General features: G+C 51.6%; 20 protein-coding genes. 15 read left to right on the top strand and 5 right to left on the bottom strand.

The genetic code is table 11. The features are described 5' to 3' along the window. Positions 1-66: 66 nt before the first annotated feature. From GPK83_RS11310 to GPK83_RS11330, 5 genes are all read left to right on the top strand, one after another. Complete coding sequence (locus tag GPK83_RS11310) at positions 67-1,944, top strand: DUF6320 domain-containing protein (RefSeq protein WP_252196326.1); 1,878 nt, start codon at positions 67-69, stop codon at positions 1,942-1,944. Between the two features lie 61 nt (positions 1,945-2,005). Next, the gene (locus GPK83_RS11315) at positions 2,006-3,037 is read left to right on the top strand and encodes an alpha/beta hydrolase (protein WP_215704801.1); all 1,032 of its coding nucleotides are present in this window, start codon (positions 2,006-2,008) and stop codon (positions 3,035-3,037) included. A gap of 130 nt (positions 3,038-3,167) precedes the next feature. Next, on the top strand, positions 3,168-3,968 hold the full coding sequence (locus tag GPK83_RS11320; RefSeq protein WP_117553013.1) for a hypothetical protein: 801 nt from the start codon (positions 3,168-3,170) through the stop codon (positions 3,966-3,968). 187 nt (positions 3,969-4,155) lie between these two features. Next, positions 4,156-5,865 carry a S8 family peptidase gene (locus tag GPK83_RS11325; protein ID WP_215704802.1) on the top strand — a complete coding sequence of 570 codons (1,710 nt, stop codon included), beginning with the start codon at positions 4,156-4,158 and terminating at the stop codon, positions 5,863-5,865. Positions 5,866-6,077: 212 nt separating this feature from the next. After that, positions 6,078-7,616 carry an amino acid carrier protein gene (locus GPK83_RS11330; RefSeq protein WP_215704803.1) on the top strand — a complete coding sequence of 513 codons (1,539 nt, stop codon included), beginning with the start codon at positions 6,078-6,080 and terminating at the stop codon, positions 7,614-7,616. Between the two features lie 172 nt (positions 7,617-7,788). Here GPK83_RS11330 and GPK83_RS11335 read toward each other — a convergent pair whose 3' ends face one another. Then, on the bottom strand, positions 7,789-8,382 hold the full coding sequence (locus tag GPK83_RS11335) for a TetR family transcriptional regulator (RefSeq protein ID WP_117484129.1): 594 nt from the start codon (positions 8,380-8,382) through the stop codon (positions 7,789-7,791). Positions 8,383-8,535: 153 nt separating this feature from the next. Here GPK83_RS11335 and GPK83_RS11340 point away from each other — a divergent pair, with 153 nt between their 5' ends. The 4 genes from GPK83_RS11340 (at position 8,536) to GPK83_RS11355 (ending at position 14,851) form a co-directional block, all read left to right on the top strand. After that, positions 8,536-9,288: a hypothetical protein gene (locus GPK83_RS11340; RefSeq protein ID WP_215704804.1), complete on the top strand. Its 753-nt coding sequence runs from the start codon at positions 8,536-8,538 to the stop codon at positions 9,286-9,288. A 75-nt stretch (positions 9,289-9,363) separates the two neighbouring features. Beyond that, a complete protein-coding gene (locus tag GPK83_RS11345; RefSeq protein WP_015554682.1) occupies positions 9,364-11,694 on the top strand; it encodes an efflux RND transporter permease subunit in 2,331 nt (776 codons plus the stop codon). After that, a complete protein-coding gene (locus GPK83_RS11350) occupies positions 11,678-13,717 on the top strand; it encodes a hypothetical protein (RefSeq protein WP_215704805.1) in 2,040 nt (679 codons plus the stop codon). Before GPK83_RS11345 ends, GPK83_RS11350 begins: the two co-directional genes overlap by 17 nt. A 135-nt stretch (positions 13,718-13,852) precedes the next feature. Beyond that, complete coding sequence (locus GPK83_RS11355) at positions 13,853-14,851, top strand: hypothetical protein (protein WP_215704806.1); 999 nt, start codon at positions 13,853-13,855, stop codon at positions 14,849-14,851. A 102-nt stretch (positions 14,852-14,953) separates the two neighbouring features. Here GPK83_RS11355 and GPK83_RS11360 read toward each other — a convergent pair whose 3' ends face one another. Beyond that, positions 14,954-16,252 carry an ATP-binding protein gene (locus tag GPK83_RS11360; RefSeq protein WP_181968076.1) on the bottom strand — a complete coding sequence of 433 codons (1,299 nt, stop codon included), beginning with the start codon at positions 16,250-16,252 and terminating at the stop codon, positions 14,954-14,956. Then, positions 16,233-16,979: a LytTR family DNA-binding domain-containing protein gene (locus GPK83_RS11365; protein WP_015554680.1), complete on the bottom strand. Its 747-nt coding sequence runs from the start codon at positions 16,977-16,979 to the stop codon at positions 16,233-16,235. Before GPK83_RS11365 ends, GPK83_RS11360 begins: the two co-directional genes overlap by 20 nt. Before the next feature lie 217 nt (positions 16,980-17,196). Between GPK83_RS11365 and asnA the strand changes: the two genes are divergently transcribed. The 3 genes from asnA to GPK83_RS11380 all read left to right on the top strand — a co-directional run bounded on the left by asnA (position 17,197) and on the right by GPK83_RS11380 (position 21,124). Beyond that, a complete protein-coding gene (gene asnA / locus GPK83_RS11370; RefSeq protein ID WP_215704807.1) occupies positions 17,197-18,201 on the top strand; it encodes an aspartate--ammonia ligase in 1,005 nt (334 codons plus the stop codon). Positions 18,202-18,344: 143 nt separating this feature from the next. Continuing rightward, the gene (locus tag GPK83_RS11375; protein WP_215704808.1) at positions 18,345-20,156 is read left to right on the top strand and encodes an aminopeptidase P family protein; all 1,812 of its coding nucleotides are present in this window, start codon (positions 18,345-18,347) and stop codon (positions 20,154-20,156) included. After that, complete coding sequence (locus GPK83_RS11380; RefSeq protein WP_215704809.1) at positions 20,144-21,124, top strand: D-2-hydroxyacid dehydrogenase; 981 nt, start codon at positions 20,144-20,146, stop codon at positions 21,122-21,124. Before GPK83_RS11375 ends, GPK83_RS11380 begins: the two co-directional genes overlap by 13 nt. Positions 21,125-21,318: 194 nt before the next feature. Here GPK83_RS11380 and GPK83_RS11385 read toward each other — a convergent pair whose 3' ends face one another. Then, positions 21,319-21,966, bottom strand: coding sequence for a phosphatase PAP2 family protein (locus GPK83_RS11385; RefSeq protein WP_345941803.1), 648 nt, complete (start codon positions 21,964-21,966; stop codon positions 21,319-21,321). Between the two features lie 261 nt (positions 21,967-22,227). Here GPK83_RS11385 and cdd point away from each other — a divergent pair, with 261 nt between their 5' ends. Genes cdd through GPK83_RS11400 form a run of 3 tightly spaced genes read left to right on the top strand, consistent with a single transcriptional unit; the run spans position 22,228 to position 24,532 of the window. Beyond that, on the top strand, positions 22,228-22,644 hold the full coding sequence (cdd, locus tag GPK83_RS11390) for a cytidine deaminase (RefSeq protein WP_215704810.1): 417 nt from the start codon (positions 22,228-22,230) through the stop codon (positions 22,642-22,644). Positions 22,645-22,677: 33 nt separating this feature from the next. Further along, entirely contained in the window at positions 22,678-23,352 is a 675-nt protein-coding gene (gene deoC, locus GPK83_RS11395; protein ID WP_215704811.1) for a deoxyribose-phosphate aldolase, read from the top strand. Then, positions 23,339-24,532, top strand: coding sequence for a phosphopentomutase (locus GPK83_RS11400; RefSeq protein ID WP_215704812.1), 1,194 nt, complete (start codon positions 23,339-23,341; stop codon positions 24,530-24,532). Before deoC ends, GPK83_RS11400 begins: the two co-directional genes overlap by 14 nt. Positions 24,533-24,664: 132 nt before the next feature. Here GPK83_RS11400 and GPK83_RS11405 read toward each other — a convergent pair whose 3' ends face one another. After that, complete coding sequence (locus GPK83_RS11405; protein WP_015554672.1) at positions 24,665-24,886, bottom strand: hypothetical protein; 222 nt, start codon at positions 24,884-24,886, stop codon at positions 24,665-24,667. Between the last annotated feature and the right edge of the window lie 318 nt (positions 24,887-25,204).

The following is a 25,204-nucleotide window of genomic DNA, read 5'->3' on the forward strand; positions in this document are numbered from 1 at the left end:
TTCTGATGTACCGGAAAATTTCGATTTTCCGGTTATTTTTTTATACCGGAAAAGAGGCAGATCAGTTTGGAGAAATTATCTAATGGATTGATAAAAAAGCGTCCGCGGATCCAGGGTGCCGCATGGCGGCGGCTGGACAACACGGCGAAGCTCTTCGCGGCGGTATCCGGGGAGGACTTGAGCAGTGTGTTCCGGATCGCGGCGGTCTTAAAGGAGCCGGTGGAGCCGGAGCTTCTGCATAAGGCGCTTCTTCTGACGCTTCCGGAATTTGAAAACTTTCGAGTAAAGCTTCGAAAGGGCTTTTTCTGGTACTATTTTGAGACAAATAACCGGGATCCGGTGGTGGAGGAGGAGCAGAGTGCGCCCTGCCGCTTTATCGATCCCCACCGGGGCGGGAGGTTTCCATTCCGCGTGAGTTACTATGGCTGCCGGATCAACTTTGAGGTGTTCCATGGCCTTACAGACGGTCTTGGGGCGGTGGGGTTTGTCTCGCGGCTCACGGAACATTATCTGGAATTAAAGAATGGTCTTCCAACGGAGATAAGGAAACGTGAGTTTTCTCCGATGAGGGCGGATGATTATCTCCGTTATTATAAAAAACTGCCCCACAAGCGCTACGAGAGCCGGCCTGCGATCCAGGTGAGCGGGGAGTTTCTTCCCTTTGACCAGATGGCGGTGCTCCATGGGACGTTCCATGTGGATGACCTTAAGAAACGCAGCAAAGAGGTGGGAGTCAGTATCACGAAATACCTGGCGGCAGCCCTTTTGTGGTCCATCATCCAGACCGAGACAGACGGAAAAGAGATGAAGCATCCGGCAGCGTTAAATCTTCCGGTGAATCTGAGAAGTTTTTTCGAGTCGGAGACGTTAGCAAATTTCTTTGCGGTCATCAATATCTCCTGGTCGGAGCGGCGGGCACCGGAAAGCTTTTCGGAGGTCCTGGAGGCGGTGAGCCGCCAGATGGACGAACAGATCGTGAAGGAGCGCCTGGAGAAGACGATCTCCTACAATGTGGGGAACGAGAAAAAATGGTATGTGCGGGCGATCCCGCTGTTTGTGAAACACCTGGCGATGCAGATGATCTTTCTGCATAGCACCCGCGCCCATACAATGACATTTTCAAATATCGGGCGGATGGATGTCCGGGAGGAGCTGCGGGATCAAGTGGAATCTTTCCAGCTCCTCGTGGGCGCGTCCCCGAAGCAGAGGATGAAGTGCGGGGCGGTTGCCTATGATGGAAAACTCTGCCTCTCCTTTGCCAGCGCTATGGCGGAGAACCGGCTGCCGGAGTATTTCTTCCGGTTTCTGGAAAAGCAGGGGATCCCTGTGGAACTCGAGAGCAACGGGATTTCCGACCGGGAACATGACAAAGGGCGGTATCCGGTGGTCGGCGGCGATAAGAATAAGATAAAGAGGGCTGTCAGGCTCTTCTATATTTCCCTGGCTGTCGTCTCGGTCCTTGCGGGGGCCATAAATCTCGCCACTTACCGGCAGATCCCGTTCAAATGGGCATTTCTCACCTGGGGAGCGGCGGCCTATGTGGCGATGACGCTGCGGTTTTCCGTCATGCGTCACGCCAGTATGTCCGGGATCCTGGTGCGGCAATGCCTGGGAATCCAGGCGATCCTGCTGCTGGTCGACACGATGACGGGGCTGCACGGCTGGTCCGTGGACTACGCGATCCCTTGTGTGGTGCTGTTTGAGGTGGCGGCGATCCTGCTCATGCTGCTTGTAAACCGCATGAACTGGCAATGCTATTTCATGTACCAGATCGCGGTCACGTTTTTGAGCTTTGTGCCGCTCGTGTTCTTAAGGATCGGATGGACGAAGCATCCGATGCTCACGGTGATATCGGTGGTAATCTCGGTGAGTGCGCTGGTGCTTACGATTCTATTGGGAGATAGAAGTGTGAAGAGAGAACTGCGCCGGCGGTTTCATGTTTGAGAAAGAACAGAGCGAAAAAGAACAGTTCCAGAAACACGCAGAATAAAGAAGGAGATGAACTATGAGCCGGAAAGAAGTCAGCATGATCGGGAATCTGACCCGGGACATGATGAGGGATGTGATGGAGACATCCTTAAAGAAGCCGATCCAGACGGGAGAGTTCCGGAAAAATCCGGTGGAACCGGCCTGGAGATGTCCGGGTGACTATATTTATGAACTGGTTCCCACAGAGAAATTTGTGATGGAATATTTAAAGCCGAAGCAGGCGGTCACAGGCCGTGTGGTCTTACAACTCCACGGCGGCGGCTATATTGGTCCGATGAAAAACATTTATCGCCGGTTTGCGGTAAAATACTCGGAACTGGGTCTCGGTGCGGATGTCCTGACACCGGACTACCGCGTCGCGCCGGAACATCCGTTCCCTGCGGCGCTTGAGGACGCTGTTTACGCCTACAAATGGCTTTTAAACGAGAAGAAATACGACCCGGAACAGATCGTCATCGCGGGAGACTCCGCGGGCGGCGGACTTGCCCTGGCGCTCTGCCTCTACGCGAAGGACCACGCCCTGCCGCTCCCTGCGGGTATCATCACCATGTCCCCGTGGACGGATGTGACCCTCAGCGGAGCGTCCTATGAGGAGAATTACACGATCGATCCCCTGTTCGGAAATTCGAAGGAAAACATGCTCTACCAGTGCAGCTATATCGGGAACGCGGACAAGAAGGACCCTTATCTTTCCCCACTTTTCGGAAACTTCGAGGGATTCCCGCCGATGCTGATGCAGGTCGGCGCCTACGAGGTCCTCTTAGATGACACGAGGGCCGCCGCAAAGAAGGCGAGGGAAGAGGGCGTAAAGGTCCGCTGCTCCGTCTATGACGGCATGTTCCACGTCTTCCAGATGGGCCTCGACCTGATCCCGGAGAGCCGCGAAGCCTGGGAAGAAGTCGGAGAATACCTGCGCATCGTCTACCACATCCGCCGCGACCAGGAGGGAAAGGTCGTAAAAAAGGTGAAGACGAGGCGAAGAGACACCGAAGAGCGGGCGAAACTGAATCTTCTGGCATTTTTAAAACGGGAGCTGAAAAGCAAATGATTATTAAAAAGCCTTCTTTCTTAAGTTTTCATGAAGCCGTGCTTTTTCCAGCCCTTAGCGCTTGCGTTATCCTGAAAACCCCTGTATAATGACTTTAGCTGATAAAAACCCATAAAGGAGTGGATTTCAAATGAAATTAAAGAAAGTTATGCTCATGGCAGCTCTCGCTGCAGCAATTGGCAGTGTAAATATGGTGACTGCTCTTGCGGATGAGAACGAGACAGAGACAAAGTACGGTTGGGAAGGCAGCGGAAATACCTGGCGCTACTATGATTCCAACGGAAACTTAAAGAGCGGCTGGATCAAGGCTGAAGATGGTGATGGACGCGGAAATGATGTGTGGTATTATATCGATCCGTCCACAAACCTTATGATCTATAATACAACAAGAACCATCGACGGCGTATCCTACACATTCAGCGATGACGGAAGCTGGGTTGCTCCGGTTCAGACAGCGCCGAAGGGACACGTTACAGGCGGAAGATACTATAATACATGGTCTAACCTCTGCATCCCGCAGATCATCGGAACAACAGAGTCTGATTTCGAGGCAGCTGACCAGTACACAGGCGGCGAGTATGCGGCAATCGGAAGACCGTCCCTGACACATGATCTTTATATGAGCACAGACTTCGGTGATGTGGAAGTCTACTATCTTAATATGAAGGACAAGCAGGATATGGATGCCCAGACATTCGCAAATACTCTTGCAGGAATCGAGAAAGGGCAGAAAGGTCAGGCTACAACAGCTGAGACTGTGACGATCGCAAACCAGCAGTACTCCAAGGTAACAGTAAGCGGAAAGAAGACATCAAGAACGTACTACTGCCGCAAGCAGGACGGCTATATGGTAGTTGTCCAGACAACTGGAAGAACCAAAGATGTAGCTTCTCTCAACAGCATCGTTATGAGTATGACAACAGCACAGTAATTAAATAAGACGTGACATTTGCCCCCGGTCCCGATGGCTCTGGGGGCTTTTTAATATTGTTTTTGAGAAAACGAAAGTCTTAAATAAAGCATGCCGCATAAAATATTCAGAATGGGATCTGTCTTTCAGAACCGGCATGGAAAAATGCGGGACAGACAGAATATAGAATGGATGTGGCGCGGCAGAGATGGAAGATCAGAAGGCGGAAAATTTATTGAATCTGGCGCTTTCCGTCCCGGAGGAGATGAGGGAGCGGACAGAAGAGCTGAACGTGGGATATGACAGGGTGGAGCGGACATGGGAGATCATCGTGAAATACCATGGGAACCTGGAGAGCACTTTGAATGAGCAGTTTCCGGGTGTCTCCGGAACATACCTTTTAAGCAGCTTTGCGATCCTGCGGGTCCCGGAGCGGGATGTCCCGGGGGTGATCGCACTCCCCGAAATTGAATATGCGGAAAAACCAAAGAGGCTGTTTTTTGCCCTGAACCGGGCGAGGGCGGCCTCCTGTTTTCTTCCGGTGCAGACAGGGACCGATGGGCTTACGGGAAAAGGTGTCCTGGTGGCGGTGATCGACTCGGGAATCGACATCTTTCATGAAGACTTCCGGAATGAGGACGGAACCACGAGAATCCTGTATTTGGATGACCAGATCAGTGGGAAAACATATGAAAGGCGGGAGATCAATGAGATCCTGCGGGGAGAGAATAAATCCGGCGGAACAGGCGGTCTTTCCCTGGATACCAGCGGCCATGGCACGGCGGTGGCGGGGATCGCGGCTGGAAACGGGAGAACAAGCGGCGGACTGTACCGCGGGGCGGCCTATGAGAGTGAACTTATCATTGTCCGTCTCGGAATCCCGGATTCAGTTGGATTTCCGAGAACCACGGAACTCATGCGGGGGATGGATCTCGCGGTGCGGAAAGCTCTGGAACTGGGACGCCCCATGGCAGTGAATCTGAGCTTTGGAAATACATATGGATCCCACGACGGCGGCGGACTTTTAGAGCGGTACCTCGATTCTCTTGCACAGATGGGGCAGTTTGTCTTCGTCACCGGATCGGGAAATGAGGGGGACTCCGGGGGACATGCGAGACCTGTGATCGAACCCGGGAAGATCACGGAGATCCGGCTCTCTGTTGGGACATACGAGACGGGATTCGGCATGCAGATTTGGAAAAACTATGAGGACGGGATGCGGATCTTTCTGAGGGATCCCTTTGGCGGTGCGGAGATCGAGCTTGTCCCGGTGAGGGGAACGGACCGGATCCGGGTCGGAGAGACGGAACTTTTGATCTATTACGGGGAACCGTCCCCTTTTAATGCGGCCCAGGAGATCTATATTGAGTTTGTGCCGGAAAGAACTTATGTGGAGAGCGGGATCTGGACATTCCGATTCCTCGGGACAGGGGATGAGGAGACGGCAGCAGATCTCTGGCTTCCCTCCGCGGCGGCAGTCGGGCGGGACACGGAATTTTTGGAATCGTCGCCGGATACGACCCTGACGATTCCCTCCACGGCGTTCCGACCGGTGACGGTGGGCGCCTATGACAGCGGGACCGGAATCTATGCCCCGTTTTCTGGCCGCGGGGACACCAGGGTCTATCGCGCCCAGAAGCCGGACCTCGCCGCCCCAGGGGTGGGAATCATGGCCCCGGACCGGGACGGCGGCTATTCCCCTGTCACCGGAACATCCTTCGCGGCGCCCCTTGTCACCGGGGCCGCGGCGCTTCTCATGGAGTGGGGGATCGTCAGGGAGAATGATCCGTATCTTTATGGGGAGAAGGTGAAGGCGTACTTAAGAAAAGGAGCGAGAAGACTTCCTTCTGAGCTGGCCTATCCGAATCCGAGGCTGGGATATGGAGCGCTCTGCGTGGCGGACAGTCTGCCGAAATAATTTGTAAATTTTCTTGAAAATTTCTAATAAGAGATATATTATAGAAACATATACAAAATAGAACTTGGATTTTTAAGAGATGAGGCATAAATACTTTTAAATCTTAATGGAAATCTGAATTCAAATGAGAGATGCCGGGGATCATTGCGGAGAATCATCCCAGAAAAATTTCCGACAGTACAGAAAAATTGAATTATGAGGAGGAAAAAGCTATGGAAGCGTTGTTTCAGGCCGTAAATGTCATATGCGGAAAGATCCAGATCGTCTCGAACCTGTTCTGGGATTTCCCGACGAACTTTGACTGGTACGCGAATATCCCGATCCTCGGAAACTTCAGTCTGGCGATCATCCTTTTAGTGGGAACAGGAATCTATTTTACATTCAGACTCCGGTTTATCCAGGTGCGGAAATTCCGCCACGGACTCCACGTCCTGATGAGACAGAAGAGCAGCGGCACAGGAATCTCATCCCTGGCGTCATTCCTCCTGTCGACGGCCATGCGTGTCGGCCCCGGAAATATCTTAGGCGTCACCGGCGCGATCTCCACCGGCGGTCCGGGCGCCCTGTTCTGGATGTGGATCTCCGCCTTCTTTGGTATGTCCACAGCTTTCGTTGAGGCGACACTCTCCCAGATCTTTAAGGAGAGAAAAGATGATGAGTATGTGGGCGGCCTGCCGTATTACGGAAGAAGACTCTTAAAGAATGCGGCATGGGCAGGAGCGGCGCTCAGTGTCCTCTACATTATCTATGCGTTCCTCTGCTTCCCGGCCCAGGGCTTCAACACGATCTCCGCGGTGGGAGCGATCGCGGGCGTATTTACGGGAACCGTCATCGAGACAAACTCCGTCCTGTACTGGATCTCCTTCGCGGTCCTCATCGCGGTGACGGCGGTCATCAGCTTTGGTGGAATCAAGAAGGTGACAAAGGTTACAGACCTCTTAGTTCCTGTGATGGCAGTGATCTATATCCTGACAGTCATTCTTCTCATCGTATTTAATATCCCGAGAATCCCGTGGTTCTTCGGAGCAGTATTCTCCGAGGCTTTCCGGCCGGAAGCAGTCTTCGGCGGTGCCTTCGGTATCGCGCTGAGCCAGGGAATCAAGAGAGGCCTTATGTCAAATGAGGCTGGACAGGGAACGATCACCATGCCGGCAGCGGCGGCGGACGCAAAGCATCCCTGTGACCAGGGCTGTGTCCAGGCGCTTGGCGTTTTCTTAGATACCATCGTGATCTGCACCCTGACAGGATTCGTCGTTGTCATGGGAAGAGTGTGGCTCACGGAGGACAGCGCAGCATGGTTTGAACTCGGAAAACTTGACAGGTTCTTAGCATCCTGCGGAGCGCTCACCGGGAACGGAACGATCTATCACCTCGTGACGATGCTCGTCAGCGTCTGCTTCGGTCTGTTCGCGTTTACCTGCCTTGTGGGATTTATGTCCTTCGCGGAAATGTGCGCGAACCGGATCTCCACGAGACCTGCCTTTATTAACACGATCCGCGTGCTCTGCCTGGTAGTCATCTCCTTCGGCGTTATCACGAACATTGCGGGCATGGACTTAAGTGCCCTGTGGGATCTCAGCGATTTCGCGAATATCCTCATGGTATACTGCAACCTGCCATTACAGTACATAGGCTTTAAGTATGTGCTCCGGGCATGGGAACACTTCGAAAAGAACGATGGAACCGCATTCACATCAAAGATCGCCGGAATCGATGTTACGGTGTGGGATGAGCGGGCAAAGATGAAATAAGAGAAAAAAGATGCCGCCCGGTGGATTCGGAAAGAAACGCAGAGCGGCATTACTATGCGGATAATAACAGAACCAAAGTACAGGAAGCAGGGCAGTTAAAAGACCTGCGGGAAGCTTCCATATTATATTAAGTAGAAACGGATTCCGGACAGTGGAAAAAGAGGCTGCCGGATCAGCCGTCAGCCTTCTCCCAGAAATCCCTGAGCGCAAAGCGGCAGACGCTTTCCACGAAGGTCTTCGCGTCATATTCATCCGCCAGCTCTAAATAAGATCTTAGCGTCGTCAGATAAAAGCTTGACATAAACGAAACATAGAGTGGGAGCGGGATCTTTAACCGAACGCCCTGGTTCTCGCCCTGCCAGCCGCTCTCCGTGAGGATCTTCGCCAGGTCTCCCTGGATCGTGAACATCAGGGAGCCGTTTTTGTTCGTCTGGTAGATCCGGCGGTAGAGAGTGATATTCTCATCCACCTGAGCGATCAGATATTCTAAAAACTGACGCAGGGAATCGGTGCTTTTAAAGTAGATCAGATCCTCCACCGGGCGGAGTCCCTCAATGTACATGTTCACGCAGTAGTGCAGAAGATCATATTTGTCCTCAAAATACCGGTAGAACGTGGACCGGGAGATCATGGAGACCCGGCAGAGATCAGTGAGGGAGATCTTCTCAAAAGGCATTTCCGCCAGAAGGTCCAGGAGCGCCTTCATCAAAAGCAGGTAGGTCCTGCGGACAGAAACATGTTCTTCCTGGATCGGTAATTTTATCATAAACTACAAAACTCCTCTATCCATTCCAAATTGGACAAAAAGTGATAATTTGTCTCATTTGGTACACTTTTCAAAAACTGGTTCTTGAGTATTTTAGCATAAACATAGATAATATTGCAAGTGAAAAGAAAAGAAAAAAGCGGAGGCGATCATATGATCCGAGGAAGAGAAGTACGAAGAATGGCAGCGATCCTCTGCATGATCACGGGAATGACAGCAGTTCCCGCATATGCGGCAGCTCCGGAGACATTCGGAGCGGTACCGGGATGGAATCAGATCTCGGGAAAGTGGTACTACCTTATGGAAAACGGTGCCTGGAGCACAGATTTTATAGAAGATGAAAATACATGCTACACGTTTACAAAGGACGGGACGCTGTCCTATGCGCGGAAAACCCCGAATACGCATGGCGGCGCGTATCCTGTATACGTGCTGGATCAGAAGGAACAGGAACTCTTTGATGATATGAATGATGAGAAGAGCGACCTGTTTTTTGACACTTATCCGGAGGCGGAGGATGATTACGACAACGGGGATGTGGAGTTTTACGATGGACGCGCCACATTTGTCCTCGACATGGATCTCTGCGATATCGCAAAGGCAAGACTTTCTTCCGCTATGGAAAAGGGATATTCCAAGAGCAAAAATACGATCCCGGGAGAGGGAACCATAAGCGATTACGTAAAGACAGCATTTCCGGAGCGAAAGAGTGCCACATTTTTTGAGATGTACCTCTGGGGCCCTGAGGAGACATACGATCCGTATGATTCTGTTATGATCCGGATGCAGGAAAAATTCGACCGGAAGGACGATAAAAAATATTCCCTGGAATACTACCGTAGAATGGGAATTGCCCATGAAAACCAGAATGGAAAGGACTATTACATGGTGGTTCTGGAACGGTAGGAATGTGGACGGTGACGGAAAATGACCTGTGTGGGGACTGAACAGTTACGGACAGGGAATATAAGGAGAGAAGACATGGGAGAGAAAATAAAAAACATGTTCCGCGGGCATAAAGAAAAGAAAAAGAACCAGAACGGCGGCTTTTCCTACATGCTCGCGTCATTTATCATCCATAAACGCGGCTGGATCGAGTCGGTCTTCGTGATCGGCTGCCTGCTCTCGCTTTTGACGATGAACTTTGTAAATGTAAACTATGACCTGACGAAATATCTTCCGGAAACGGCGGAATCCGCTATCGGACTTGACGTTATGCGTGATAAGTTCGGTTATCCCGGAACGGCGCGGGTCATGGTGAAGGACGTCTCGCTGTACGAGGCGAAGCAATATAAAGATGAGATTGCCGATATCGATGGCGTGGACCAGGTCTTATGGTGCGACAGCACGGTAAATATCTATGCCGGTGAAGACTTCATTGATGAGAGTGAGATCAAGGATTATTACAAAGACCGGAATGCGGTCTACGATATCACATTTGTGGAGGAGAGTGATTCCACCCGAACCTCCACTGCCATCGACGAGATCAAGGATCTCTTAGGGGACAAAGGATGCTACGTCGGCATGGCGGTCCAGAACAAATCCATGACAGAGTCCATGGCAAGCGAGATGAGCAAGATCCTCGTTGTGGCGGTGATCATGATCTTCGCTGTGCTTTCCGTGACGACAACGGCATGGACGGAACCGATATTATTCCTGTTGGTTATGGGCGTCGCTGTCCTGCTTAATAAGGGAACGAACATCTTTATCGGAACCGTCTCGTTCCTGACGGAAAACGTGTCGATCATCCTGCAGCTGGCAACATCCATGGACTACTCGATCTTCCTGCTTGACGCGTTCATGAACTACAGAAAGCAGGGAATGAACGAGGAGGACGCGATCATCAACGCCGTTCAGGAGGCGATCAATTCCATCTTCGCCAGCAGCCTGACGACAGTCGTCGGCTTCTTGGCCCTTGTGACGATGAAGTTCTCTATCGGATTTGACTTGGGTCTTGTCCTGGCGAAAGGTATCGTATTCAGCTTGCTGACAGTCGTCTTCTTCATGCCGGCGATGATCCTGAAGTTCGCGAAGCTCAATGAGAAGACAAAGCACCGTTCCTTTATGCCGGATTTCCACGGACTTGGAAAAGCGATCTACCGGATCCGTCCCATCGTGTTCGCGGTGATCGTCCTCGTGACACCGCTTGCATACACGGCCCAGGGCCTGAACGATTTCCTTTACGGAAATGACTCCATGGGTGCCTCGGAGGGAACACAGGTTTATGAAGATGACCAGCAGATCACGAAGATCTTCGGCCGAAGCAACATGCTGCTCGCCCTCTATCCGAACACATCGGAGGTCAATGAGCGGGCCATGGCGAAGGAGATCAAGGATCTATCCTATGTAAAGAACGTTACAGCTTTAGCGGATACGTTGCCGGAGGGGATCCCGGAAGAGTTTCTCCCGAAGTCCACGGTGGAGCTCTTACATAAAGACGGCTATTGCCGGATGCTGATCTACACGAGAACGAAGACCGAGAGTGCCGAGGCATTCAAGGACTCCGACGCGATCCAGGAGATCGTAAAGAAGTATTACCCGGAAGGAAGCTATCTCGTCGGTGAGACTCCGTCCACCCAGGATATCAAGTCCTTCATCGTAAAGGACTATGAGAATGTAAATGTTCTGTCCCTGGCGGGCGTATTCCTCGTCGTCATGATGAGCTTCAAGTCGGCTGTCATGCCGATCCTCGTCATCATTCCCATCGAGGTGGCGATCTTCATCAACATGGCGATGCCGTATTTCCAGGGTGTCGAGATGGTGTACATGGGTTATATCATCGTCAGCAGTATCCAGCTGGGTGCCACGGTCGATTACTCGATCCTGCTTGCAAACAACTACCTGGCGAAGAGAAAGACGCTGCCGAAGAAAAAGGCATGTGTGGAGGCCATCGCAGCGTCCTGTTCCTCGATTTTTACTTCCGGATCCATCATCACGCTGGCCGGATATATCGTGTATATGATCTCGTCCACAACGGCCATCGCGGACCTGGGACACCTGATCGGACGAGGCGGACTGTTCAGCCTTGTGCTGGTACTGACGGTGCTTCCGCTGCTGTTAACATTATTTGACAATTTTATCGTCGGCGAGAAACCGGCGGCAGCTCTTGCGAGACGCCTGCACCGCCGTGTGAAGAACCAGAGAGAGAAGAGACGTTCCGGAAAGAACGGGGACGAGACAGAAGAGAGTACAGATGAAGGCGGAGATCCCTACGAGGACGATGAGAACGAGGCGGCGGCCAGCAGGGAATCGGAGCCGGAATTGACAGATAGAGAAGAAATGGAGGAGAACGGTGATGAGACAGAAAAATAGAAGGATCATGGCAGCGGGCATGGCGGCTGTCACACTCTGCACCAGCCTTGTTTCTGCGCCGGTCTATGCGGCAGAGGCGTCTGTGAGCGTCGATGAAGCGATGTACGTGAACCTGGATTACTATGGTTCCGTTGATAAGGTGAATGTCGTGAAGGGTGTGAGCTTAAATGGTCTCACAAGCTTTACGGATTATGGAAATTATCTTGATGTGACAAATATGACCAACAACACAGCTCCGGAGATCAGTGACGGAAAGGTCACATGGAATCTCCCGGCGGACACCAAGGGATATTTCTACTATAAGGGAGCGATCGATAAGGACGCGGTGACACTTCCGTGGACCATGGATGTGTCCTACAAATTAAACGGCGTCCCGACGGACGCTGAGAAGCTTGCGGGTGCTTCCGGTCTGGTGGAGGTACATGTGACAGCGACACCGAATGAGGCGGCGAGAGATTACTATAAGAACAATATGATGTTAGTGGTAGCGATGCTTGTTGATATGAGCAAGTGCTACAGTGTGGAAGCGGAAGATTCCCAGACCCAGAGCCTCGGTTCCCAGACCGCGATCATGTACACGGCGCTTCCGGGCGAGGAGGGCGATTACACGATCCGCATCGGCAGCGACAAGTTTGAGACCTCCGGTGTCATCATGGCGATGGTTCCGGGAACGGTGAAAGACTTAGAGCACATCGTTGACCTGAAGGACGCCAAGGACACCTGGAAGGATGCCGGTGACCAGTTATACGACAGCATGGACCAGATGGCGGCTTCCGTCGAGGCCATGAGAAGCGGCGTCAACGAGCTGCGCCAGGGCTTAAATGAGGCGGAGAGCGCGAGAGGCGTCATCAGCGGTTCCAAGGACGAGATCCTGGACAGCAATGACCAGACACTGGCTTCCCTGACGGCGCTCTCCGAGCAGCTTGGAACCATCGTTCCGTATATCCAGACTGCAAAGGATGCCTCCGAGGTTGCCCACAACAGCATGACAGACGTTGTCAACACACTCGGAAACATGCAGGAGCCGATCCGCAGACTGGACACGAGCTTACGGGGCTTAAGGGATAGCTCTGAGGGCGCGTCCGGCAGTATTGGAAACGTAGTCGCTTCCGTTCAGCTGATCAAAAAGCTTGACATACAGCTTCAGCAGAGCGTTCTGGAGTTTATCAAAAACCTGGCTTCTGCCCAGGAGTCCATGCAGGACGCGATCGCAGATTACTGCAACGGTGAGGCAGGGGATGAAGATACCCAGGCACTGGCAGCGGCAGCAGCGGGAGCAGACACCTCCGCCGGACATGCGGGAATGCTGAATGCCCAGGAACTTATCGGAATCTTAAAGCAGAAGGAGAAAGCGCTCCGCCAGGTGGCTTCCTCCAGCAATGCCCTTGTGGCAGATACAGCAGATATGCTCGACGATGTATCCAATACATCAAAATACCTGGCACAGACCACAGACCAGATGGACTATCTGATCGAGGATGTGAAGGCGTTAAAGGACTCCCTGGATGTGTATTACCCGGATCTCCAGTCAGCCCTGGATGATTCCGGGGAGCTCGTAAACCGAACCACGGATGCCCTTAATAAGAGCACGGATTCCCTGACTCTGGTACAGAATACCGTCCGTGCCAGCGCGGACAGCCTTGACGCGGCGGCGAAGGACTCCATCAAGGGAAGTTTGAATGTCCTCGACAAGAGTTTAAGCGTCCTCGACAGCACCAGCTCCATGAGAAAGGCCGGCCGGACTATGAAGGACACCATGGACAATGAGTGGAACGACATGGAGGACGACAACAATTTCTTAAATATGGATCCAAACGCGGAGAAGGTTTCCTTCACTTCCGATGAGAACGCGGAGCCGAACACCCTGCAGATCATCATGAGAACCGAGGAGATCAGCGTGGACGATGACGCGGAGCTTCTCGATGCGGAGACAGCGAAGGCGGATGTGAACCCGCTTGAGAGAATGTGGAACATGCTGGTCCAGATGGTCAGGGCGATCATTGAGATCTTTAAGAACAGATAATGAAAGAATATCTGACGGATTTGTGCAGGAGGATGTACGGCAGAATTGTTCTGCATGGACGTTTTTCTGCACAAACTGGTATATGAGGGGATAAAGAGAAGCGAGTGGAGGAACTTCTTACGGGAAGGAGAAGACATGAAAAAATTTGGAAAGAAGATTGCGGGATTTCTGCTGGCGGCGGTTCTGGCAGTGACTGCGGCGTTTCCGGCTTTTGCAGCCAGCAAGACAGCGGTCGGAAAGATATACCTGACCATCGACAGCACTGTGGGACTTAAAAATGACTCTGAGGACGTCACAGTGACGCCCTACGGGGATAATACAGATCTTTACTATGTAGATAACATTTATATCGAAAATAACGACGGAAACGGCTATACGGAGTCCAATCCACCGAAGATCACGGTGACGCTGGAGGTAGCGGACGAGGATAATTATTATTTCTCCGGGACAGCCTCAAAGGACTTCCGCCTGACACTGTCCGATTCCGCAAAAAACGGATACGGAAAAGCGGAGTACGTGAAGGCGGTAAAGAAAAATGACAGAAGTACCGTCGAGCTGACGTTCCGCCTGACATTCGATAAGAAAACCACCGCATCCACCACAAGTACCGTCAAGGCGCCCACAGGTGTGGCCTGGTCTCCGAATGCCTACGGAACGGGAATATGGTCAGCGGTCAGCGGGGCGAAATATTACCAGCTCCGCCTCTTAAAGGACGGCAGTCTCACGGGGGACGAGTTTACGATCTACGGAACGAAGTACGATTTTTCGAGACTGATGGGAACTTCTGGATCCTACAGCTTTGAGGTCCGCGCCGTGAAGTCCACAAACAACACGAAGAGCGCCTGGGTCCGCTCAGGGGAGATCGGATCCTACGCCGCAGGCTCCTGGAAGCAGAGCGCTGACGGCAGATGGTGGTGGGACTACGGTGATGGCACATGGGCGGCGGCAGAGTGGCTCTACATCAGCGGAAAGTGGTACTATTTCCGGGAGGACGGATATATGGCCACAGGATGGATCACCCTGTACAACAAGTCCTACTATCTGGATCCGGTGAGCGGGGCCATGTATAAGAGCGGGAGGACGCCGGACGGGCTCTATGTGAATGAGAGCGGCGTGTATGTGCCGGGGATGTAAGACCAAAATCGGGATGATCCGTTCAGGGCATATAAAAGCTGAAGGTACTGATATGAAATTGTCATCAGGAGATAACAGAGGTCGAAAATCCGGTCTCAGCGGTCAAACCTGCGGATTTAACATCACAGACGCGTAGAATATTCCGTCTTTCCACCTAAATCTCGCGTCCCCGCTGTACCGCTCTGCGATCATGCGGATAGACTCCGTTCCAATGCCGTAGCCGGAGTGCTTTGTGGAAAGCAGCTTATCTCCGGACCAGTTCGGACTTCCGGAGCTGGTGTTGTCGGCGGTGATGGAGAGCATGGAGGAGCCGGTCTGGACTACATGGAGTCGGATGAAAGACTGGATCTCCGCATCGGTATCCGCGCAGGCGTCCACTGCGTTTTCCAGTAAATTTCCGACTAGAACACAGAATTCCGTTTCCGGGATCACCGGCGGGTCAGCCATCTGGATGGTGACCTGCATGGAGATCCCGTTTTTTTCTGCCTTTTCCGCGTAGAAGGAGAGGATCGCGTTGACTGCGTAGTTTTTGCAGTAGGTGCGGACCTCCTGGATCGGGAACATGTTTTCGTAATCGTTCAGATAATTTTTCAGGGAGGCGAGATCCCCGCGGTCGGCGCAGTCCCTGATGACGGCCAGATGCTGGCGGAAATCGTGCCTTGCCCGGCGGTTGTCCTGGATCCTGGCGGTGAGAAGGCTGTATTGGTCTGACTGGATCTCCAGGAGCTTTTCCATGGTCTCCGATTTTGCTGCGGCTTCTGCCTGGTCCTTAAAGAAGCGCAGGAGCATGATCAGCGTGTGGCTGATGAGGAACATGCAGACGAGCAGCAGGACTCTGGCGAAAAGGTCTGCCTGATCAAAATTCCCATCCCGGATATTGCCGGTGAGAAGGAAGATGATCATCGTGGCGGAAAATGGAAGAAGCCATGCGGTTTTCCAGATTGCAGGCGCCTGGATCGCGGAGAGACTGTCGATGATCTCTGTGAGCCGCTTTATCATAAACCGGGTGGTGAGGAGCACCAGGAGTAACGTAGTGACGCCGGACTGCCAGGTGTAGAATCCGCAGTGCAGAAACTGTCTGCAGATAAAAAAGGAGGAGGCGCGGATCACCATGAGGTAGTCAAGGACAAAGGTGTACTGGAATGTGACGATTCCGATGTTTGCCTGAACCAGATGGTAGAGAAAAAATCCCAGAATGGGAATCGCAAGATACTGTACAGATACGGCTGGAAACCCCGCATGGACCAGTATCGCGAAGACTGCCAGATATATGATCTCCGCAAGGGCAGAGAGCAGGATCGTTATTTTTCCCGGATAACGCAGATTCGTGTGAAACGGAAGATACGCGAACATGTGGAACGGATAAGTGCTGAAAAATTCATTAATAAGCAGTTCCGCCATACTGACCTCCCCGGACTTTCGAATAGGAATACTCAAGAAATTGCTCCCGCACATTCCGGTATTTCAGACGGCTGATAGGGATCTGGATCCCGCTTTTTAAGAGAAAACGGTCTTCTAAAAGCTTATCCACGTCCTCAAAGTTTACGAGGATCCCCTTGATGCAGTCGCAGAACCACGGATACTGGAGCAGAAGGGCGGAGAAATCCTTCTGGCTCATGGAGACTTCCATATCCTGCCCGTTCTTAAGGTGTATGAGAACCTGCCGTCTGACATACTCGGTGTAGGAGATATCGTGGACCGGGAGAACTGTCTTTCCAAAATGTGTTGCAACCTCCACCGCCCTGGTGCGTTCAGCATCCTGGAGCCCGCACCGGTCGAGGGCAGCGAACACACCGTTCTTTTCAATAGGTTTCAGGAGATAGAAGGATGCGCTCACGTCGTAGCTCTCCACGGCAAATTCAGGGGAGGTGGTGATAAAGATGATCCTGCAGCCATGATCCGCCCGCCGGATCCGCTTCGCCGTCTCCATCCCGGTGATGCCATCCATGTAGATATCAAGGAAGATGAGATCATACTTTCCGGCCGTAAACGCGCCCAAAAACTCTTCCCCGCTGGAAAAACGGTCCATTGCCCCCCACTGAAGCCTGTGCTGTTCCGCATATGTATCAATAAATCCGACAAGCCGGTCAGAATCCGTCTTTCGGTCATCGACGATCGCTATGTTCATGTTCGGTCGCTCCTTTGATGTTAAACTGTTAAAGCTATTTTAACATGTTTTTGGGGAAATGTGTGGAAGAATGAAACTTTTCTTCCATTTTCCGCCAAATAATGATATGATGGATACCGGCAGCATAAAGCGCAAAGGAAAAATGCCGCTGTTTTGGCATTTTATGGCGGCGGAAAAGACAGAAAATTGGATGCTGCATAGAAAGGTGAGCACGACAATGAATTTTATTGTACCAGCCGGTTATACTCCGGATATTGACTTAAAAGAGACCCAGATCGCCATCAAGGTCGTGAAGGATTTCTTCCAGAAGGAACTTACAAAACAGTTAAATCTGACCCGGGTTTCCGCTCCGTTATTTGTAACGCCGGAATCCGGATTAAATGATAACTTGAACGGTGTGGAGCGCCCGGTTGCCTTTGATATTAAGGAAGGCGGAAGAAAGGCAGAGATTGTCCACTCCCTGGCAAAATGGAAACGTTACGCGTTGAAACAGTACGGCTTCCAGCCGGGTGAAGGTTTATACACCGATATGAACGCGATCCGCCGCGATGAGGACACCGACAACATCCACTCCATCTATGTGGACCAGTGGGACTGGGAAAAGGTGATCACGAAGGAAGAGAGAACACGCGGGACACTGGAAGAGACTGTCCGTGCCGTATATAAGGCATTAAAGATCACAGAGGACTATATGGCATACGAGTACGACTATATCGGCCATGTTCTCCCGGAGCACATCGAGTTTATCACATCCCAGGAGCTTGAGGACCTCTACCCGGATCTCACCCCGAAGCAGAGAGAGTATGAGATCGTGAAGCTTCACGGCGCTGTATTTATCGAGCAGATCGGCGGAAAGTTAAAATCCGGAGAGCCCCACGATGGACGTGCACCGGACTATGATGACTGGAAATTAAACGGCGATATTATCGTCTACTATCCGGTTCTCGACATTGCCCTTGAGTTAAGCTCCATGGGTATCCGCGTGGACGAGATCTCCCTGCACGAGCAGTTAAAGGCGGCAGGCTGTGAGGAGCGCGAGAAGCTTGCATTCCAGAAGGCATTGTTACACGGAGAGCTTCCATACACCATCGGTGGAGGTATCGGACAGTCCCGTATCTGTATGTTCTTCTTAAGGAAAGCCCATATCGGTGAGATCCAGTCTTCCTTGTGGCCGGATGAGGTCCGCGAGGAGGCGAAGAAGGCGGGAATTCCGCTGCTGTAAACAGCAGGCGGATGCGGATCTGCACAGACTTATTATGAGAACGACCCGGCGGCGCAAGCCTGACCGGTATTAAATATTCAGGAAAACAGTTACGGTCCACAAAGATGTGTGCGGTAACTTTTCCTGCTTATGGAGGTAAAAAAATGGCAAATGAACGTTTGAGGGAACTCAGGACCCTGATGAAAGTGAGAAATGTGGACGCGTACTATGTTCCGTCTTCTGATTTCCACGATTCTGAGTATGTGGAGGACTATTTCAAATGCCGCGCATTCCTGTCCGGCTTCACAGGTTCCGCGGGGACCATGGTGATCACCCAGGCTTTTTCCGGCATGTGGACAGACGGAAGATATTTTGTCCAGGCGAAGAAAGAGCTGGAAGGCCAGGACACACGTCTGATGGCGATGGGCGAGGAGGGCGTCCCGACCATTGAGGAATACCTGATGGACCATATGCCGGAAGGCGGCGTTTTAGGCTTTGACGGCCGCGTGGTAAATGCTGCCCAGGGAAGAAAATTTGAGACCATGATGGCAGAGAAACATGCCACACTTTCCGTCGGCGATGACCTTGCGGGTGAGGTCTGGGAAGAGCGCCCGATCCTTCCGGCACCGGAGGTGTGGGTCCTCGACGTGAAGTACGCAGGCGAGACCGTTGCGGAGAAGCTTGCCCGCCTCAGAGCCGCGATGAAGAAGGAACACGCGACCGTGCACATTCTGTCAAGCCTTGACGATGTGGCATGGCTCTTTAATATCCGCAAAAATTCCGACGACGGAAATGTACTGGCACCGGCATTCACCCTGATCACAGAGGATGAGGCGAGACTTTTTATTAACAGCCGCAAATTCTCCCCGGAGCTTTGCGCTTATTTTGAGGAGAATCATGTCGCCATCGAAAAATACGACGCGATCTACGACGCGGTGGCAGGGATCAGAAACGAGACGGTCCTCTTAGAGCCGGGTAAGGTAAACTTTGCCCTCTATAAGAAAATCGATGCCTCCAACCGCATTGTGGAGGCTATGAACCCGACTTCCCGGATGAAGGCAGTGAAGAACCCGGTGGAGATGGAAAACCTTCGCAAAGCTCATTTAAAGGACGGCGTGGCGTTGACGAAATTCCTGTGCTGGATGAAGAAGAACGCGGGAAAAGTGGAACTCACAGAGACAGAGGCCGCAGAGCGCCTGGAGGATTACCGTAAGGCCCAGGAAGGTTACCTCGGACCGAGCTTCACGACGATCTCCGCATTCGGCTCCAACGCGGCGATGTGCCACTACCATGCGACAAAGGAGCAGGAGAGCCCGGTGGGAACAGATGGTTTCTATCTGGTAGACTCTGGCGGACAGTACTATGAGGGAACCACGGACGTCACAAGAACCATCGCGGTCGGTCATGTGACGGACGAGATGAAGGAACACTTTACACTTGTCATGATGGGAATGCTCCGTCTGATGAACGCGAAATTCTTATACGGCTGCCGGGGTCTCAATGTGGATTACCTTGCGAGAGGACCGCTCTGGGAGAGAGGTCTCGACTTCAACCATGGTACCGGACATGGCGTTGGCTTCTTATCCGCTGTCCATGAGCGACCGAACGGCATCCGCTGGCGCATCGTTCCGGAGCGTCAGGATTCCTGCGTTCTGGAGGAGGGCATGCTCACATCCGACGAGCCGGGTCTTTACATCGAGGGCAGCCACGGAATCCGTACTGAGAACCTGTCCCTCTGCAGAAAGGCAGAGAAGAATGAGTACGGTCAGTTCATGTGCTTCGAGGATATGACATTTGCGCCCATCGATCTCGATGCGGTGGATATTTCCGTTATGGAGCCGTCTGATGTGAGAATGCTGAACACGTACCATAAAGAAGTCTGCGAGAAGCTTTCCCCGTATATGACTGCGGAAGAGAACGAGTGGTTAAAAGAAGCGACAAGACCGATTGGAGAGGATTACACATGGCGGATTTAGAGAAAAACATTCTGGTGGTGATCCCGGTAAACGAGGACCACAAGAAGTTCCTTGAAGAAAAAGCCGCCTCAGGTGACAAGAACTGCTGCATCCGATATGTGAACGGCGAGGAAGTCACAAAGGAGGACGTGGAACAGGCAGATGTTATCGTCGGAAACGTGGATCCATCCCTGATCTCCGGCGCGAAGAACCTGGAGCTGCTCCAGTTAAACTCTGCTGGGGCAGATCTCTATATCAAGGCCGGTGTGATGCCGGAGGGAGCAGTGCTCGCAAACGCCACAGGCGCTTACGGACTCGCGGTCTCCGAGCATATGCTGGGTCTTACGTTCGACCTGATCAGACGTTTAAACCAGTACCACGCGAACCAGGCAGAGCATGTATGGAAAGCCATGGGAAACATCATTTCCGTGGAAGGTTCCACGATCCTTGTCCTGGGTCTGGGCGATATCGGCGGGGATTACGCGAGAAAGGTCCACGCGTTGGGTGCCCATGTGATCGGTGTCCGCCGCACGAACCGGAATAAGCCGGATTACCTGGATGAGCAGCACACGATGGATGATCTGGATATGCTCTTAGGCCGGGCAGATATTGTTGCCATGGTCCTTCCGGGCGGAAGCGCTACGAACCACATCATGGACGAGAGAAGACTCCGCCTGATGAAAAAGGGCGCGTACCTCATCAATGTGGGCCGCGGAAATGCCATCGATCCGGATGGACTCTATAAAGCCTTAAAAGATGGTCATCTAGGCGGCTGTGGCCTCGATGTGACGGAGCCTGAACCGCTTCCGGCGGACAGCCCGTTGTGGGATCTTGAGAACCTTGTGATCACGCCTCATGTGGCAGGAAATTTTTTCCTTCCGGAGACCTTTGAACGGATCGTCCGGATCGCGGGAGAAAACCTTGCGGCCTGGGCGAACGGGACGCCGTACCGGAATGTAGTGGATTTTACGACAGGATATAGAAAGTGACAGTAAGATAAAAAAGTAAAGACAGCTGTTCTTTTGCATGCTTATATGTTAGGTAAAGAGGACGGCTGTTTTTGCTGTCGCACATTCAAAAAAGGCAGGCGGTGAAGGGCTCCTGTGAATATAAAAATTAGAGAAAACAGCAAAAAACAGGACGGTCGTAAAAACCGTCCTGCATAGGTTTGAAGTTATTATATTTAGAAGCTCGTCTCGTACTTTTTCTTCTTTTCCGCCTCCGGCGCATAAGCGATCGGGTAAATAACGGATGCCATGAGAAGCGCGCCGACCACATCGATCACGGAGTGCTGCTTTAAGAACATTGTTGCCAGGCAGATCAGAACCATCAGAATGCCGGATGCCCGGACGATCATCGGATGTTTCTTTAACTCCTCACTGCGGCAGACCGCGATGTGGACACCGACGGAGTTGTATACATGGATGCTCGGGAAGACGTTGATGCACGGATCAATGCTCCAGAGTCTCGATACCAGGTAACAGAAAATATTTTTATCCGGATCGATTGCCGGACGGAAGTCCGTTCCATTCGGGAACAGGGAGCAGACGAGAAGACTGATCGTCATTCCTGTGAAAAGGAAGGTGCAGAGCCTGTAATAATCATCACGGTTCCGAAAGAAGAAAAATGCGATGGTGGCTGCTACATATAAAAACCACATCAGATAAGGTACGATAAAGATCTCTTCGAAAGGAATCATATCATCGAGTGCCGTGTGCATGACGTGGTAAGGTTTGTTTATGTTCTCCTGAAGTCTTGTAAACCAGGGGATATAGATGAATGCATAGGATAGCATCCATACGTGCCCATATTTTCTTATCAGCTTTTTCAAAAGGATGACCTCCTTTCCTTTCTGAACAGGCATCATCATTAAAGTCCTGCTTTGTAATACTTTTGTCACATTTCCCTTGCGTTGCCAAATTATATCACTTTAAAAGTGGGGTTTCAACCCCCAGTGGTAAATTTTTATCGAAAAGTAAGGAAGACGTTAGAAATGTAAGAAGGCGGTAAGACTTTTGACATTGTTTCGGCTTTATGGTATGTTAAAGGAAGAAAATATATTCGGATTTTCAAACCGGGAGGGAGGAAATTCATGAGAAATAAGGAACTGGTAAGGGAAGCTTTGGAAGCAAGAAAACAGTCCTACTGCCCATATTCCGGCTTTGCGGTGGGAGCAGCGCTTCTATGCGGGGACGGAACAGTTTTTCGCGGCTGCAATATTGAAAACGCGGCGTATCCGGCGACAAACTGTGCGGAGCGGACGGCGATGTTTAAGGCTGTCAGCGAGGGAAATACGGACTTTCGGGAGATCGCCATCGTGGGCGGTCCGAAGGGAAAAGAACCGAAGGATTTCTGCGCGCCCTGCGGCGTCTGCCGCCAGGTGATGGCAGAGTTTTGTGACCCGGAGACCTTTCGAATCGTCCTTATGAATGGGGACGGGGAGATCCGGGATTACCTCCTGAAAGAGCTCCTGCCGTTAGGCTTTACGGGGAAAGCACTGGAAAAATAGAAGGCACACTGGAAAGGATATATCAGAGAAAATATGACATACAGAGATATATTGAAGAAAGTTGATCATACACTGTTAAAACAGCCGTCCACCTGGGAACAGATCAGGGAGATCTGCGATGACGCGGTAAAATATGGAACCGCATCCGTCTGCATCCCGCCGTCCTTCGTAAAGCAGGCGGCAGAATACCTGGATGGGAAGATGCCCGTCTGTACCGTCATCGGATTCCCGAACGGGTACAACACGACGGCTGTGAAAGTCTTTGAGACGAAAGAGGCATTAAAAGACGGAGCGGAAGAGATTGACATGGTGATCAACATCGGCTGGGTCAGGATGGGACAGTACGATAAGGTCCTGGCGGAGATCAATGCCTTAAAAGAGGCCTGCGGAGATCACATTTTAAAGGTCATCATCGAGACCTGCCTTCTCACGGATGAGGAGAAGATAAAGATGTGTGAGACTGTAGCTGCTTCTGGAGCGGACTTTATCAAGACGTCCACTGGATTTTCTGCCGCAGGGGCTACAAAGCCGGATGTGGCGCTTATGAAGGCCCATATGACTGCCGGAAAGAAGATCAAGGCAGCAGGAGGAATCGCCGATTTCAACGACGCGAGGGAGTTTGTCCTCCTCGGCGCTGACCGTCTCGGAACGAGCCGCCTTGTGGAACAGGCGAAAAAGAAAGGGGGAGATTTAGATGCCGAAATATAATCGGATTTTTACGATCGTCATAGATTCCTTGGGAACCGGCGCTATGCCGGATTCCGAAAAGTTTGGTGACGTGGGCGTGGATACCTTGGGACATATCGCGGAACACATGAAGGGGTTTCATATCCCGAATCTCCAGAAGCTTGGAATCGCAAACTTAAGACCATTAAAGGGGGTTGCCCCGGTGGAAAAGCCGACGGGCCGCTTCACAAAGTTCTCCGAGGCCAGCAACGGCAAGGACACCATGACCGGACACTGGGAGATGATGGGGATCTACACGACGAAACCGTTCAAGACCTTCACAGATCACGGTTTCCCGAAGGAACTGATCGAAGAGCTGGAAAAACGCACCGGACACAAAGTAATAGGAAATAAGAGCGCCAGCGGAACTGCGATCCTTGACGAACTCGGCGAGGAGGAGATCGCCACAGGCCACATGATCGTCTACACCTCCGCGGATTCAGTTCTCCAGATCTGCGGAAATGAGGAAACATTTGGTCTCGACGAGCTGTATCGATGCTGCGAGATTGCAAGAGAGATTACGATGAAGGAAGAGTGGCGCGTGGGCCGCGTCATCGCGAGGCCGTATGTTGGAAAGAAAAAGGGAGAGTTTGTCCGCACCAGCAACCGCCATGACTACGCGTTAAAGCCGACAGGAACGACGGCGCTCGATATCTTAAAGGACAACGGGTACGATGTGATTTCCGTCGGAAAGATCCGTGATATCTTCGACGGACAGGGCATCACGGAGGCATTCCGCTCCAAGAGCTCCGTCCACGGAATGGAACAGACCATCGAGATCTGCAAGGATAAGGATTTTAAGGGACTCTGCTTTGTGAATCTCGTGGATTTCGATGCCCTGTGGGGACACAGGAGAAATCCGGTGGGATATGGGGAAGAGCTGGAGCGCTTTGATGCGAAGCTTGGCGAACTCCTTGAAAACCTCCGGGAAGATGATCTTTTGATGATCACGGCGGATCATGGAAATGATCCGACTTACACGGGAACAGACCATACGAGAGAAAAGGTTCCGTTTATTGCCTACTCCCCGTCTATGAAAGAGAAGGGAATGTTTGAGGAACAGAAGACCTTCGGTGTCATCGGCGCGACGGTGCTCGATAACTTCAGGCTTAAAAAAACGGAGAATATGATCGGGGAGTCGATCTTAAAAGAATTAGAATGATAGGGATCTGCCTGAGATCTGCGTGGATCCGATAGTTTCGTGGAACAGGTAAAATAGAAAAAAGGAAGATCCGCATCCCCGGTATCCGGGAAATGTGGATCTTCCTTTTATGTTCAGACAGAAGTGCGAGACTTATTCTGCGCCGAGTTTCGTTTTTACATCCTCGATGGACATGTTCTTCTCTTTTACGATCGCGTATAATTCAGCCATTTCTTTGGCCTCGATCTGTTTTTCAATGTCCTTTTTCTGAGTTCTTAATGCTTTTAATTTCTGCTCTGTCTCTTCGATAGAAGCAAGGACCTCATTTAAAAGATCCTGCGGAGCAACGTCAGTCTTCTTTCTTCCTCTTGGCATAATTGCAATCCCTCCTGTGCAGGTTCATATTATTGGAATCCGCGAATCGGATTCTTATACACTATACTATAAACAAGATGTATTGGGAATGCAAGAGAAAAATAGGAGATGTCAGTCTTTTTTTTAAATCGTGTAGATAGAACAGGAAAAATCCATTACAAAAAAAATCAAAAAACTGTTGACAATTTCGAAAAAATAGGTTAAACTGTCAAAGCAATCGCGCTTGACGGAAACGTCAGACGGAAGCAATGGGGTCTTAGCTCAGCTGGGAGAGCATCTGCCTTACAAGCAGAGGGTCATAGGTTCGAGCCCTATAGG

It is taken from the genome of Clostridium sp. MCC328 (assembly GCF_018785465.1).
Classification (GTDB): Bacteria; Bacillota; Clostridia; order Lachnospirales; family Lachnospiraceae; genus Pilosibacter; species Pilosibacter fragilis.

What these genes read in the sequence shown, in the direction of transcription:
- GPK83_RS11315 (WP_215704801.1), top strand. Translation starts at nt 2,006, where the DNA reads ATGAGCCGGAAAGAAGTCAGCATGATCGGGAATCTGACCCGGGACATG.
- GPK83_RS11350 (WP_215704805.1), top strand. Translation starts at nt 11,678, where the DNA reads ATGAGACAGAAAAATAGAAGGATCATGGCAGCGGGCATGGCGGCTGTC.
- GPK83_RS11355 (WP_215704806.1), top strand. Translation starts at nt 13,853, where the DNA reads ATGAAAAAATTTGGAAAGAAGATTGCGGGATTTCTGCTGGCGGCGGTT.
- asnA (WP_215704807.1), top strand. Translation starts at nt 17,197, where the DNA reads ATGAATTTTATTGTACCAGCCGGTTATACTCCGGATATTGACTTAAAA.
- GPK83_RS11405 (WP_015554672.1), bottom strand. Translation starts at nt 24,886, where the DNA reads ATGCCAAGAGGAAGAAAGAAGACTGACGTTGCTCCGCAGGATCTTTTA.
- cdd (WP_215704810.1), top strand. Translation starts at nt 22,228, where the DNA reads ATGAGAAATAAGGAACTGGTAAGGGAAGCTTTGGAAGCAAGAAAACAG.
- GPK83_RS11335 (WP_117484129.1), bottom strand. Translation starts at nt 8,382, where the DNA reads ATGATAAAATTACCGATCCAGGAAGAACATGTTTCTGTCCGCAGGACC.
- GPK83_RS11375 (WP_215704808.1), top strand. Translation starts at nt 18,345, where the DNA reads ATGGCAAATGAACGTTTGAGGGAACTCAGGACCCTGATGAAAGTGAGA.
- GPK83_RS11345 (WP_015554682.1), top strand. Translation starts at nt 9,364, where the DNA reads ATGGGAGAGAAAATAAAAAACATGTTCCGCGGGCATAAAGAAAAGAAA.
- GPK83_RS11325 (WP_215704802.1), top strand. Translation starts at nt 4,156, where the DNA reads ATGGAAGATCAGAAGGCGGAAAATTTATTGAATCTGGCGCTTTCCGTC.
- deoC (WP_215704811.1), top strand. Translation starts at nt 22,678, where the DNA reads ATGACATACAGAGATATATTGAAGAAAGTTGATCATACACTGTTAAAA.
- GPK83_RS11320 (WP_117553013.1), top strand. Translation starts at nt 3,168, where the DNA reads ATGAAATTAAAGAAAGTTATGCTCATGGCAGCTCTCGCTGCAGCAATT.
- GPK83_RS11360 (WP_181968076.1), bottom strand. Translation starts at nt 16,252, where the DNA reads ATGGCGGAACTGCTTATTAATGAATTTTTCAGCACTTATCCGTTCCAC.
- GPK83_RS11340 (WP_215704804.1), top strand. Translation starts at nt 8,536, where the DNA reads ATGATCCGAGGAAGAGAAGTACGAAGAATGGCAGCGATCCTCTGCATG.
- GPK83_RS11380 (WP_215704809.1), top strand. Translation starts at nt 20,144, where the DNA reads ATGGCGGATTTAGAGAAAAACATTCTGGTGGTGATCCCGGTAAACGAG.
- GPK83_RS11365 (WP_015554680.1), bottom strand. Translation starts at nt 16,979, where the DNA reads ATGAACATAGCGATCGTCGATGACCGAAAGACGGATTCTGACCGGCTT.
- GPK83_RS11400 (WP_215704812.1), top strand. Translation starts at nt 23,339, where the DNA reads ATGCCGAAATATAATCGGATTTTTACGATCGTCATAGATTCCTTGGGA.
- GPK83_RS11330 (WP_215704803.1), top strand. Translation starts at nt 6,078, where the DNA reads ATGGAAGCGTTGTTTCAGGCCGTAAATGTCATATGCGGAAAGATCCAG.